Annotated in this window: 11 protein-coding genes; 10 read left to right on the top strand and 1 reads right to left on the bottom strand. The window is 59.2% G+C overall.

The features are described 5' to 3' along the window. The 3 genes from VK725_RS04535 to VK725_RS04525 form a co-directional block, all read left to right on the top strand. On the top strand, nt 1-927 hold a 927-nt coding region (locus VK725_RS04535), incomplete at its 5' end, for a UDP-glucose/GDP-mannose dehydrogenase family protein (protein ID WP_325316866.1). Further along, complete coding sequence (locus VK725_RS04530; protein WP_325316865.1) at nt 924-1,136, top strand: SlyX family protein; 213 nt, start codon at nt 924-926, stop codon at nt 1,134-1,136. The genes VK725_RS04535 and VK725_RS04530, both read left to right, overlap by 4 nt. Nucleotides 1,137-1,164: 28 nt before the next feature. Beyond that, on the top strand, nt 1,165-1,728 hold the full coding sequence (locus VK725_RS04525; protein WP_325316864.1) for a DUF2058 domain-containing protein: 564 nt from the start codon (nt 1,165-1,167) through the stop codon (nt 1,726-1,728). Nucleotides 1,729-1,771: 43 nt separating this feature from the next. Here the strand turns inward: VK725_RS04525 and VK725_RS04520 are convergent, their stop codons facing one another. Further along, a complete protein-coding gene (locus VK725_RS04520) occupies nt 1,772-3,847 on the bottom strand; it encodes a 3-hydroxyacyl-CoA dehydrogenase NAD-binding domain-containing protein (protein WP_325316863.1) in 2,076 nt (691 codons plus the stop codon). A gap of 188 nt (nt 3,848-4,035) precedes the next feature. On the opposite strand from VK725_RS04520, the gene VK725_RS04515 reads away from it, so the two are divergent. The 7 genes from VK725_RS04515 to lepB all read left to right on the top strand — a co-directional run. Next, nucleotides 4,036-4,530, top strand: coding sequence for a hypothetical protein (locus VK725_RS04515; RefSeq protein ID WP_325316862.1), 495 nt, complete (start codon nt 4,036-4,038; stop codon nt 4,528-4,530). A 26-nt stretch (nt 4,531-4,556) separates the two neighbouring features. Further along, nucleotides 4,557-7,118 carry a putative bifunctional diguanylate cyclase/phosphodiesterase gene (locus tag VK725_RS04510; protein WP_325316861.1) on the top strand — a complete coding sequence of 854 codons (2,562 nt, stop codon included), beginning with the start codon at nt 4,557-4,559 and terminating at the stop codon, nt 7,116-7,118. Nucleotides 7,119-7,264: 146 nt separating this feature from the next. Beyond that, nucleotides 7,265-7,852: an RNA polymerase sigma factor RpoE gene (rpoE, locus tag VK725_RS04505; RefSeq protein ID WP_325316860.1), complete on the top strand. Its 588-nt coding sequence runs from the start codon at nt 7,265-7,267 to the stop codon at nt 7,850-7,852. A gap of 5 nt (nt 7,853-7,857) precedes the next feature. Continuing rightward, nucleotides 7,858-8,538, top strand: coding sequence for a sigma-E factor negative regulatory protein (locus VK725_RS04500; RefSeq protein ID WP_325316859.1), 681 nt, complete (start codon nt 7,858-7,860; stop codon nt 8,536-8,538). A 111-nt stretch (nt 8,539-8,649) separates the two neighbouring features. Further along, a complete protein-coding gene (locus VK725_RS04495; RefSeq protein ID WP_325316858.1) occupies nt 8,650-10,110 on the top strand; it encodes a Do family serine endopeptidase in 1,461 nt (486 codons plus the stop codon). A gap of 163 nt (nt 10,111-10,273) precedes the next feature. Continuing rightward, nucleotides 10,274-12,064, top strand: coding sequence for a translation elongation factor 4 (gene lepA / locus VK725_RS04490; protein WP_414648448.1), 1,791 nt, complete (start codon nt 10,274-10,276; stop codon nt 12,062-12,064). Nucleotides 12,065-12,086: 22 nt separating this feature from the next. Further along, on the top strand, nt 12,087-12,940 hold an 854-nt coding region (gene lepB, locus VK725_RS04485; RefSeq protein ID WP_325316857.1), incomplete at its 3' end, for a signal peptidase I.

The raw sequence follows: 12,940 nt of genomic DNA, 5'->3' as shown, positions 1-12,940 counted from the left end.
GGCGCGCAGGTGGAATTCGACGTGATGTCCAATCCCGAATTCCTGAAAGAAGGCGACGCGGTCGAAGATTGCTTGCGTCCGGATCGCATTGTGATTGGCAGTTCCAGCGAGCGTGCAACCGGCGTGCTGCGGAAGTTGTACGCGCCTTTCAATCGCAACCACGACCGTACCGTGGTGATGGATGTGCGTTCCGCGGAGCTGACCAAGTATGCGGCCAATGCGATGCTGGCCACCAAGATCAGTTTCATGAATGAAATCGCCAATATTGCTGAGCGCGTAGGTGCGGATGTTGAGCTTGTGCGCCAGGGTATCGGGTCCGATCCGCGCATTGGCTATCACTTCATTTATCCAGGCGCCGGTTACGGCGGCTCGTGTTTTCCCAAGGATGTGCAGGCGCTCGAGCGCACGGCGCGCAGTGTGGGCTATCAGGCGCGTTTGCTTGGTGCCGTGGAAGCGGTTAACCACGATCAGAAGGCCAAACTGTTCGAATTTATCTCGCACTATTTCAACGGCGATGTGCATGGCCGCACAATTGCCTTGTGGGGTCTTGCGTTCAAGCCCAACACGGACGACATGCGTGAAGCGTCCAGCCGTCGTCTGATGGAAGCGCTCTGGGAAGCGGGGGCCAAGGTACGGGCTTACGATCCACAAGCGCGTCACGAAACGCATCGTGTGTATGGCGATCGTAACGATCTGGTCTTGTGCGACAGTGCGTACCAGGCATTGGACGGTGCCGATGCGCTGGCGATCATTACGGAATGGAAGGCCTTCCGCAGTCCGGACTTTGCACGCATTCGTGCGGCGTTGAAGGAGCCGGTCATTTTTGACGGACGCAATCTTTATGAGCCGGCGGTGGTCGAAGAAGCCGGGTTGGCTTATTACGGCATGGGTCGTGGCCGTAGTATTTTGCGTGCCGAGCAACCATGAGCGATTACGAACTGCGCATCACCGAGTTGGAAGTGAAGCTCGCTTTCATCGATGATGCCGTGCAGGCACTCGTTGCAGCCGATGCCGACCAGTCCCTAAGGATTGCGACGCTCGAGCGCATGATTCGCGACCTGCGTAGTGAACTTGCGACGGTACGAACCGGTCAAGGTCACGACGCGCACAGCGAACCGCCGCCCCCGCATTACTGAAACGCATCACGCAATATCGGATTTGATCATGGTCGACTCACTGCGAGATCAGCTGCTCAAGAGCGGCATCGTCAAACAGCTCAAGGACGAGAAGCGTCAGCAACAACCTGCCGTCAAGCAGGGCGCTCCGTTCGGTAAAGGTAAGCCGCAGCATCACAAGCCCAGGCCTGCGCGTACGCAGGAAGAGATGGACTTGGCCAAGGCTTACGCCATGCGCGCGCAAACGGAAGCCAACGAGCGCAAGCGCGCCGAACAGGAAGCCGCCGAACAGGCGCGACTGAAGCGCGAGCGCAAGGCCAAGGTCCAGCAGCTACTCGAAGGAAGCGCGCTGAATAAGGCCGATGCCGATCAGGTGCGCCATTTCGAGTACGGTGGGAAGATTCGTCGCCTGTACGTTGACGCGACGCAACTCACCGAACTCAATGCCGGCAAGCTGGGCGTTATCCAGAACGCCGGACGTTATGTGCTGGTCACACAATCGACTGCCGAACAGATTCGTGCGATCGATCCCCATCTCGTCGCGTTACTGGTCGATCCTTCTGCCAGTGGCGGAGTCGGGGAAGATGGCGTTCCGGACGATCTGATGTGGTGAGTGAAAGAAGGCGCCGTGCGGCGCCTTCTTCATCTATGCGGCATTAGTTGTTCGTTGGGAGGTCGAATCCGCCTTGTTTCAGGGCAGGGTGGTCCCAACCGTTCTTTGGTGTGAAACGCTCGCCGTAGCGTTTTGACAGCGTCTCGAGTTTCTGGCGGATGGTGTCCACACCTTCGCTGCGTACGTATTGGATCGGGCCACCACGGAAGGGGGCAAAGCCCGTACCGAAGATCACGCCGGCGTCGAGTAGATCGGCATCGTCGACCACGCCGTCTCCCAGGCAGGCAACGGCTTCGTTCACCATTGAGAGAATCATGCGATCTTGTAGATCCGGCGGCGGCGTGTAATCGGCATCGACGTCGGGTTTTTGCGGCTTGCCGTCGTGCCACGCATAGAGACCTTGACCGTCTTTCTTGCCGCGCTTGCCGGCTTCCAGTTTCTCTTCGAGGCCGGGCGGAAGCTCCAGCCCAAGGAACGGCGCCAGCTCCTTACCGACGGAGGCGCAGACGTCCAGGCCAACCGTATCAGCCAGTTCGATCGGGCCCATGGGCATGCCGAACGCCTTGGCTTGTTTATCCAACACCGGGCCCGGTACGCCTTCGTTGTAAAGGCGCAGCGCTTCGAGGAGGTACGGCATCAAGATGCGATTGACTAGAAAGCCAGGCGTTCCCTTCACGGCAACGGGCAATTTTCCAATCGCTTTGCAAAACGCCAGCGCGCGCTTTTCGATGGCCGGGTCGAGTTCGTCGTGACGCACGACTTCGACCAGCGGCATTTGCGCAACAGGGTTGAAGAAATGCAATCCGAGAAAACGTTTTGGAGATTTCAGTCCCTTGCGTAGCTCATCCAAGGGAATGGAAGACGTATTGGTCGCGAGAATTTCATCGCCCGTAAATTGGGGTTCGATCGTCGCGTACAACGCCTCTTTTGCCTCGGCGTTTTCAAAGATCGCTTCGATGGCAAGGTCCGCTTCCGCCACGCCTTTGCCTTCGACGTCGGCGCGCAGTCGCTTGCGCGTCTGTTCTATCTTTTCCGGCGTTTTGAGTTTCTTCTCGTAAAGCGCCTGTGCGCGATCCAGCGCAGGCTGGATAAATTTCATCTCGCGATCTTGCAGGGTGACATCGAAACCCTTGAATGCAGCCCACGCCGCAATGTCGCCACCCATGACCCCCGCGCCGACAACGTGCACATGGCGAATATCCGGATCAATACCGCTGCCCTGGCCTTTGAGTCGTTCCTGCAGGAAGAAGATGCGGATGAGGTTGTGCGCAGTCGGCGTTTCCGCAAGCTTCGCGACAGAACGTGCTTCGAGTTTCAGGCGTTGCTGGATGCTGCTGCCGCCGCGCTTCCACACATCGATGAGCGCGAAAGGGGCAGGGTAATGTTCCTTGCGCACCTTGGCCGCCGTTTGTTTGATCACCATAGGCGCAAGGATCTGCCGCGCCAGCCACGTGTTGGTTGCCCATGCGGTGGCGCGCTGGGCAAAGGGACGGGCGTGCGGGTGGCGCAGCAATGCGCGTGCTTCAGCCAGCAATTCCTCTGGGCGAGTCAACCGGTCGACCACGCCCAGGCTCTTGGCGCGCCGCGCGGAGAGCGCCTTACCTGTGAGCATGATGGGGAGCGCCTCCGGCGCGCCGATCAGCCGAGGTAGGCGAGCCGATCCACCCCAGCCGGGATGGATGCCCAGCATCACTTCGGGCAATCCGATGCGTGTCTTGTCGTCGTCGGTGGCAATGCGCTGGCGGCAGGCCAGAATGAGTTCCGTCCCGCCACCCATGCAAGCGCCGTGAACGGCTGCCACGGTCGGGCAGGGAAGGCGTGCCAGCGATTCGTAAACCCGCTGACCGTTCTCGATATTTTCCTGCACCGTCCCGCGCTTGGCGTATTCGACGAACTCTTTGATGTCCGCCCCTACGGCAAAACCATTCGACTTGGCCGAATGGATGATGACGCCAGCGGGCTTTTCGATAGCCAGTCGTTCGACGATCTGGCCCAGTTCGTCCAATACCTCGCGGGAAATGGCATTGACGCTGCTGTTGGCGCGGTCAAGGGTAAGAGTGACGATGCCGCTGTCGTCCAGGCTCGTTTTCCAATGATTGAAACGCAGTCCTTCGAACATAGGGGTAGGGGTATGGCCATGAGAAGTCCTCACCATACCGTCCCGTAGCGATGATTGCGAGACGCTGACGCTGGCTTGCCGCACTGCCGCAATCAGGGTGTAGCGTGCGTCACGTCACAGCATTTTGACTATTGCGCTTAGCTCAAGGGCGGGTGACGCTAGAGGGGCGATAACTCACCTCGGGCACTATGGCTTCCCTTCTGGCTCCTTCGCCGCTTGCCGGCAGCGAGATCTACGAGCGCATTCTCACCGCGCCCGGTGGATTGGTCGTGCTCGAGCACGAGGATAGTGCGTCGCTGATCGAACAATTTCGCGCCATTTCCCGCAACAACGGTCAGTCTGTTTACGTCTGGCAACATGAAAGCGGCATGGCGAACTTGCGCGAAGCGCATCATGCGCGCATACCCGGTTCGCAACGATTGGGTAATGCATTGCGATATGTACAGCAGAGCATTCACTTCGGTGTGTACCTGTTTGAGCGTTTTCCGTTGCCGATGTCCGCCATGGATAGCACCTTGCTTCGCCAGCTCGCGCGCGCACCGGCAGGACATGTTCGGCGTGTTGTGCTTCTCGATGCCGCGCCCGCATTGACGGCGAGCCTAGACGATGTCGCCGTGCGTCTGAGCAGTACCCCTCAAGCTGCTCAACGTCCGCGTTTGCGCGACGGGCGCTGGCTGCTGTGACCGCGCCGGTATTCAATGGAGGCATCTTGCTGGTCGCCTCGGAGCGCGAGCTGCGCCGTGAGCTATTTGATGTACTCGACGCTCAAGGGCATCCACCGATTCATTCGGCGCGCGATACCACGCACGCCGCCATTTTGCTGGAAGGGCGCGAACCGCTCGCTTTGATCGTTGTGGCCTTCGACGGCGATGGTCGTTCGAGTTTGACGTTGTGCGAGCAGTTGCGTTTGCTGCCGCCCTGTACGGACGCGCCCATTCTTGCCGTGCTGATCGATGATGCGACCATCAAACCTACGCAATTGCCCGCGGTGGTAAGTGGCTGGCTTTACGCATCGCAAGTGGGCGCGGAACTGATTTCGCGTTGGCATCAGCTGCAAGGCGACAAGCCAGAAGCAGCAGAAGAAAAGCCAGCCAGCAAGGCAGTCATTGCATCGCCTGCACGTCCATCGGGGGGCGATTACCGGTTTGTCTTTGAAGACGGCGATGGTGACTGGCTCATCATCGATCCTCTGGCGCAGCGCGTTGTCGAGGCGAGCCCGGCTTACATGCGTCATAGCGGATTGGCCAACAGCGTGTTGACCAATCTTGGCTTGAGCGAAGTGCTGTCTTTTGAAAGCGTCAGCATGGACAAGGCATTTGCTGACGCTGACCGCCGCTGGCTCGCAGCCCAACGCAAGTCGATCAGAGGACATGACACGGGTGAAGCAAGCGCGCGCCGTGTACAGCAGAACGGTCGCGAATTGATTGCCTTGCAGTTCCGTAGCGATCTTGCCGGTGTACGCCCGGCGGTTGCATTGACCTTGCTGGCGCGCTTATTCAGCGGTAGTCACGACGATGCGGGGATCAAAGACACCGCTCAGTTGCTGCTCGATGACATGGGCATGGATTACCTCGCCGTATGGTCGGCGCGGCCGGAGGAAAGCAGCGTTCCGGTGCAGGTCGTGCAGCGCTGGCGTGGTGACGAGCAGGTTTGGCCCGGACCGCAACTGCAGAGTTCGTTGCGACTCGTGCTGGGTGGTCGCACGCTCATGCATCCGCACGATGCGCGGCGGCTTGCGGATGTCGACCCATTGATTGGCCAACTGGGTCTGCGCGGATTTGTCGGCTTGCCACTGCTGGACGAGCGACGCAATGTGCTCGGCGCGTTGCTCGCGGGCAGTCGCAATCCCTTCGCCGAACCGGAAATTCTCGAGCCAGTGCTTCACTGCTCGGCAGCCCATTTCGCACACATGCTCGAGTTGCGTCGTACGCGCGAACAGGGACGTGCGGAAGGTTTGTTGGACGCGCTGACGGGATTGCCCAACCGTCTGTTGTTCAACGACCGCCTCGACACCATCATTCGCGAAGCCAATCGAACCGGTGAAACGTTTGCAGTGCTGTTTGTCGACCTGGACCGTTTCAAATTCATCAACGATACGCTTGGCCACGCAGTAGGCGATCAGGTTCTGGTCGCCGTGACACAGCGCCTTCGCAGCAGTGTTCGCGCATCCGATACCGTCGCGCGTTATGCCGGCGATGAATTCACCATCGTACTGCGACATATCGTGAAGACCGATGATGTGATGCGCGTCGCCGACAAGATCGTGCAATTGATGGACGCACCGCTTCACCTGGAAGACGGTCCGGAGATACAAGTTACCGCTTCCATCGGTATCAGTTTCTTCCCGGAGGATGCGCCCGACGCGGAAACTTTGCTCAAGCATGCCGACGAGGCGATGTACGCGGCCAAGAGCATGGGCCGCAACAACTATCGCGTGTACGACGTCAGCCCCGCGCAGGAACAACAGAACGCAGCATTGAAGGCACGGCTTCGCCACGCGGAAGCCAATGGCGAGCTACGTGTCTTCTATCAGCCGCAGATCAACGCCACCAGCGAAGACATCGTGGGCATGGAAGCGTTGCTCCGTTGGGAACATCCCGAACTCGGCAATATCGGTCCCGGCTTTTTCATTCCTTTGGCCGAGGAAACAGGACTCATCGTGTCGATCGGCGAGTGGGTTCTGCGCACGGCGTGCAAACAGGCGAAGATCTGGGAGGACCGTTTCGGTTTACGCCTGCGGCTGGGGGTCAATCTTTCCGCCGTGCAGTTGATGCAGCCCGATCTTTCCGAAGTCGTCGCGGACGTGTTGCAGGAGACGGGGCTCGAACCTGGGCTACTCGAGCTAGAGGTGACCGAAAGCATCAGCATCAAGGCGGCCCCGAACCTGATGGAAAATATGCAGAAACTGCATCGTCTGGGTTGCCACATCGCCATCGACGATTTCGGTACGGGCGCGGCCTCCCTGGACTATCTGCGCAAGCTGCCGGCCGATCGCATCAAGATCGACCAAAGCTTCGTGCGCAACATCGGCGTCGACCCGGATGACGAGGCGATTGTCCGCGCGACCATCGAAATGGCGCACCGGTTGAAGCGTGGCGTGGTGGCCGAAGGCGTGGAGATCGAACAGCATCTGCAGTTCCTTCGCACCAATAATTGCGATGAATTGCAGGGTTACTTGTTCTGCCGACCGTTGCCCCAAAGCAGTTTCGAACGTTTGCTGAGCGAGCGTGAGCGTTTGCTATCCGGCATCGAGGACCGCGTGCTGGCTTGAGCGCTGGTAGAACGTCCCTATCTTAGAATCGACCGATAAGCTATCGGTTCGGGCTGAACTTGTGGGCACACCGCCGGTCTGAGCAGATCACCCATCCGAATGGACGGCATCCCGGGTATGGCGCGGTAACGAAGGAGACAGCCCGGATGGGCGATAACGAACTCGATAGTGCGCTGGTTGAGCGTGTACAAAACGGGGACAAGCGCGCTTTCGACTTGCTGGTTCGCAAGTACCAGCACAAAGTCATTGGTCTCATTTCCCGCTATATCCACAACTACGCCGAATGTGAGGACGTGGCGCAGGAGGCATTTGTCCGGGCCTGGCGAGCCATAGGCTCGTTCCGGGGCGAGAGTGCTTTCTATACTTGGATGTACAAAATTGCGGTCAACACGGCAAAAAACCACCTCGTAGCCATGGGCCGGCGCCCTCCAACGGACGATATTGCGGTCGAAGATGCCGTTTACGTGCCCGGCGCCGACCGCATGCAGGAGGGGGCCACCCCCGAACGCGAATTAATGCGGCAAGAAATTGAACAAACCGTATTTGCCACTGTCCAAGCTTTGCCCGAGGAGCTGCGGACCGCTATCACCTTGCGTGAAGTGGAAGGCCTCAGCTATGAAGAGATTGCCGAATCTATGGGCTGCCCGATCGGAACGGTGCGTTCGCGCATTTTCCGGGCACGCGAGGCGATCGATGAGAAGTTGCGGCCGTTGCTTACTGACCGCGAGGATTGAATGTCATGAGTGATCCGAACATGGAAAATCTCTCTGCGGCAATGGACGGCGAGCTGTCCAAGGAAGAGTTGCGCTTTTTGTTGCGCAGGCTCGATCACGATTCTTCGCTGTTGCAAGTCTGGACTCGCTACCACGTAGTAGGCGATAGCCTGCGCCAGCAACTGCCATCCCTGGCGGGTTCCGGCTTTGCAACGCGGGTCATGCAGCTCATCGAAGACGAGCAGGCGGTTTCTTCTGAGATCGCTCCGCATCGTCGCGATTGGTTGCGCCTTTCCGTCGGCGGCGCGATTGCCGCCAGCGTTGCAGTCGCAGCGTTGATGGTTTCGCAGCCGACCGCTCGGGATTCCGGTCATTCGACGCATCTGGCATCGGTTAATACGGCTCCGCAAGCCGCGCCGCGAGCTGTTGCCGACGTGCAGCGCTCAACCAGCAGCGTGCTGTCTGCCGTGCCGCCCTCGCTGAGCGCCTACTCGGCTTCCAGCTTGAGCCAGCAAGCCTCGGCCACATTGTCGGATCCGTCGGACAATCTGCTGTTTCAGCGCTATCCGATCACCGGGCAGGGCTATTCCATCAAGGGCTACAAGGCCCTCAACAATCAGGACGGCAGTTATTTGCTGCTGATTGACACGCCGCAGGCCAAGGTTGCGACGCAAAGCCCGGCCCGTCAGGCGACAGCAGGGCATTAACCCTGCCGTTTCCGGCAACGGCCGCAAGCGCTTCCTGTTTTCTTAAATTGTCCTCCCGTTCCATCCCTTACCCTGGAACGGGTAAGGGCGTCCGGAACTGAGGAGGAATCAATGAATCAACCCCGTTTTGCCACCAGCCTGCTGTGTTGCGCTCTAGCCCTGGGTCTTACAGGACCCGGTCTAGCTTTCGCACAAACCGCCGCCCCTGTTGGTGGATTGCCCGATTTCACCGGCATCGTGCAGAAAAACGCAGCCGCTGTCGTCCATGTCGAGGCCAAATATTCCGGCCGCCGCCCCAAGGGGGCTGATCCGACGCAAGGGCAGGACGATCCTCAGGCCGAGCTTTTCCGCCGGTTCTTCGGCATGCCCATGATGCCCTCGCCCGAAGACCAGGCGCATACGTCGCTGGGTTCGGGTTTCATCATTTCGAGCGATGGTTACATCCTCACCAACAATCACGTCGTCGATCATGCCGATACTGTGACGGTTCGCCTGCAGGATCGTCGCACGCTTACGGCGAAAGTGGTCGGTACCGATCCCACCTACGACATCGCGTTGCTTAAAGTCGATGCGGGCGGAAATCTGCCGACGGTGACCATTGGCGATTCGCGTTTGCTGAAGCCGGGTCAGTGGGTGTTGGCGATCGGTTCGCCCTTTGGGTTCGATTTCACGGTGACGCAGGGCATTGTCAGCGCGGTGGGTCGAACCATGGGCAATCAGGATCAGCCCGACACGTCGTTCATTCAAACCGACGTGCCGATCAATCGCGGCAATTCCGGTGGCCCGTTGTTCAACCTGCAGGGTCAGGTCGTTGGCGTGAATTCGCAGATCTATTCGGACACTGGCGGTTATCAGGGCATCGCTTTCTCGATTCCGATCGATGTGGCGATGAACGCCGTGGAGCAGCTGAAAACCCAGGGCTATGTGACGCGCGGCCAGCTAGGCGTGATGGTTAAACCGGTGGACGACGACGTGGTCAAGGCGCTCAAGCTTGGTAGTTCGAGGGGTGCCATCGTCGTAAGCGTTTCGCCGCAAAGTGCCGCAGCGAAGGCCGGTTTGCAGGCGGGTGACGTCATTCTCGCGTTCAATGGTCATCCGGTTGAACAAGGTTCGGATCTGCCGCCGATGGTCGCGATGACCAAGCCTGGTAGCACGGTGCCGGTCGAGGTCTATCGCAATGGTCAGGACAAAACGGTCAACGTCACCGTTGGCACCATGTCGCGCGACGCGAGCGCCCGTTCGTCTGTCGGGACGCCATCGGCACCTTCTGCAGGTGCCGATGCACTTGGCCTGAGCGTGCAAAGCCTGGATCAGTCCGCACGCAGCCAGCTGGGCCTGAAGGCAGGTGAGGGCGTGGGCATATCCGACGTCACCGGTCCGGTTGCGTCCCAGGCGGGTTTGCAGCCGGGTGATGTGATCTTGATGGTGAATCAAAAGAAGGTCGGCAGTGTGGAGGCCTACAAGGCCGCCACGGCAGGCGTGAAGCCGGGAGACACGGTGCTGCTTCTCGTGCGCAGGGGCGACGCCACCAATTTCGTCGCGCTGACGGTTCCTGCCGACAAAGACGAGTGATAGAACCCCCAAAGGCCTGCTTTAACAAGCAGGCCTTTGAATTTGCGGACTAACTCGTACCGCCCTGCGTCGCATTCCATGCGATAATGCGCGGCTAATGTCGCCATCCCGGTGATAGGCTGCCTGTGCATCGCGCGCGGCGGTGAAGCTGACAGCGTACTCCATGGAACTGATCCGCAATTTCTCCATCATCGCCCACATCGATCACGGCAAGTCGACGCTTGCCGACCGCATCATTCAGATTTGCGGCGGACTGGCCGAGCGTGAGATGGAAGCCCAGGTGCTGGACAGCAACCCAATCGAGCGCGAGCGCGGCATCACCATCAAGGCGCAGTCCGTGTCGTTGCCGTACAAGGCGCGCAACGGCAAGACCTATCAACTCAATTTCATCGACACGCCCGGTCACGTCGACTTCTCCTATGAAGTAAGTCGTTCGCTCGCCGCCTGCGAAGGTGCATTGCTGGTTGTCGATGCGGCGCAGGGCGTGGAAGCGCAGTCGGTTGCCAACTGCTACACGGCAGTGGAGCAGGGGCTGGAAGTGGTGCCCGTGCTCAACAAGATCGACTTGCCGACCGCCGATCCTGAAAAAGTGAAAGGTGAGATCGAGGCGGTTATCGGCATTCACGCAGACGATGCCGTGGCCGTAAGCGCCAAGACGGGCGAGAACGTGATCGAAGTGCTTGAGGCCATCGTGGCCCGCATTCCGCCGCCGAAGCCCGGCGATACCGATCGCCTGCAGGCATTGATCATCGATTCGTGGTTCGACAACTACCTCGGAGTCGTTTCGCTCGTGCGCATCATGCAGGGCGACATCAAGCCCGGCGACAAGCTGCTGGTGATGTCCACCGGCCGCACGCACGAAGTCAGCGAAGTAGGCGTCTTCACACCCAAGCGCAAGAAGCTCGAAAAACTTTCCTCGGGCGAAGTGGGCTGGATCACGGCGGCCATCAAGGATGTGCATGGCGCGCCTGTGGGCGACACGCTCACATCGGCATCCAAACCGGCGGCGCACCCGTTGCCCGGTTTCCAGACCATGCAGCCGCGCGTCTTCGCGGGTCTGTTTCCGGTGTCTGCCGACGACTATCCGGCGCTGCGCGAAGCGCTCGACAAGTTGCGCCTCAACGATGCTGCGCTGTTCTTCGAGCCCGAAAGCTCCGAGGCCATGGGCTTCGGATTCCGTTGCGGCTTCCTTGGCATGCTGCATATGGAGATCGTGCAGGAACGTCTGGAGCGCGAATACGATCTGAATCTGATCACGACCGCGCCGACGGTGGTTTACGAGATCCTGAAAACCGACGGCTCGATCATGGAGCTGGACAATCCGGCCCGTCTTCCAGCCTCACCGCAAATCCAGGAAATTCGCGAGCCGATCATCGTTGCCAACATCCTTACGCCACCCGATTACATCGGCAACATCATCACGTTATGCGAAGAAAAGCGTGGCGTGCAGCGCTCGATTCAGTATCTCGCCACGCAGGTGCAAATCAGCTACGAGCTTCCACTCGCGGAAGTCGTGCTCGATTTCTTCGACAAACTCAAGTCCGTCTCGCGTGGCTATGCGTCGATGGATTATCACCTCGAGCGCTTTGACGCAGGTCCGTTTGTACGCGTGGACGTGCTGATCAATGGCGATCGCGTTGATGCGTTAAGCCTGATCGTCCATCGCAGTCATGCCGATCGCCGTGGCCGTGATTTGGTCGAGCGCATGAAGGACCTGATTCCACGTCAGCAGTTCGACGTGGCCATCCAGGCGGCCATTGGCGCGCAGGTCATCGCACGCTCGACCGTGAAAGCGCTGCGCAAGAACGTCTTGGCCAAATGCTATGGCGGCGACGTGAGCCGCAAGAAGAAGCTTCTTGAGAAGCAGAAAGAAGGCAAGAAACGCATGAAGCAGGTCGGTCGGGTTGAGATTCCGCAGGAAGCTTTCCTCGCCGTCCTTAAGGTAGACAAATAGCATCGGGCTATGGAGTCATCGCATGGATTTTGATTTTTCGGCAATTTTGCTCGCACTCACCGTCGTCTTTGGTGTCGTGTGGGGCCTTGATCGCCTGTTTCTCTACAAGAAGCGCAAAGCACGCTTCGATGCGGCGCGTGAGGACTACCGTGATCCCGCTGCCGTGGATTGGGCGCGTTCGCTGTTCCCGGTCATCTTTGTCGTGCTTTTGCTGCGTTCTTTCATCGCCGAGCCGTTTCGCATTCCGTCCGGTTCGATGATGCCGACGCTGGACGTCGGTGATTTCATCCTGGTCAACAAGTTCGCGTATGGGTTGCGCCTGCCGGCGTTCAACAACAAGGTTGTTGGCTTTGGTGAGCCCAAGCGTGGCGACGTCGTCGTATTCAGGTTTCCCGGTTACATCTGTCAGGACGAGAACGGCAATACGATTCGCAGTGGCGATATCTCCTGCACAGATCCGCATGCGCCCATTGCCAGCCAGAATTGGATCAAGCGCGTTATTGGCCTGCCAGGCGACACGATCGAAGTTCACGACAGTCAGATCGTGATCAATGGCAAGCCGGTTGTCGATACGGAGACTGGTCCCTTCAAGGGCAACCCGAATCGCGCCGAGGACAACGAGCTGCTGTACAACAACGCGACGATCTGGACCGAGCAGTTGGGCTCGGTCAACCACTTGATAGCACGCATGCCTACGCGTGGCCCGACGCCGCCCATTCCCAATTCGCGTGTCCCGTCGGTGGTGCCGCAGAACTGCTACATCGTGATGGGCGATGACCGTGAGAACAGCGAAGACAGCCGTTGGTGGGGGTGTCTGCCGGAGCAGAACCTGGTCGGCAAAGCCTTCATGATCTGGTTTAGCTGGAAGGGGTTCCA

This window comes from Dyella sp., from assembly GCF_035486915.1.
Taxonomy (GTDB): Bacteria; Pseudomonadota; Gammaproteobacteria; order Xanthomonadales; family Rhodanobacteraceae; genus Dyella_B.
The sequence above is the reverse complement of the archived record's forward strand: the minus strand, read 5'-3'. Positions and strand labels throughout refer to the sequence as shown.

Coding starts and splice junctions, on each gene's coding strand:
- VK725_RS04520 (WP_325316863.1), bottom strand. CDS start 3,847: ATGTTCGAAGGACTGCGTTTCAATCATTGGAAAACGAGCCTGGACGAC.
- VK725_RS04530 (WP_325316865.1), top strand. CDS start 924: ATGAGCGATTACGAACTGCGCATCACCGAGTTGGAAGTGAAGCTCGCT.
- VK725_RS04525 (WP_325316864.1), top strand. CDS start 1,165: ATGGTCGACTCACTGCGAGATCAGCTGCTCAAGAGCGGCATCGTCAAA.
- rpoE (WP_325316860.1), top strand. CDS start 7,265: ATGGGCGATAACGAACTCGATAGTGCGCTGGTTGAGCGTGTACAAAAC.
- VK725_RS04495 (WP_325316858.1), top strand. CDS start 8,650: ATGAATCAACCCCGTTTTGCCACCAGCCTGCTGTGTTGCGCTCTAGCC.
- lepA (WP_414648448.1), top strand. CDS start 10,274: ATGGAACTGATCCGCAATTTCTCCATCATCGCCCACATCGATCACGGC.
- VK725_RS04515 (WP_325316862.1), top strand. CDS start 4,036: ATGGCTTCCCTTCTGGCTCCTTCGCCGCTTGCCGGCAGCGAGATCTAC.
- VK725_RS04500 (WP_325316859.1), top strand. CDS start 7,858: ATGAGTGATCCGAACATGGAAAATCTCTCTGCGGCAATGGACGGCGAG.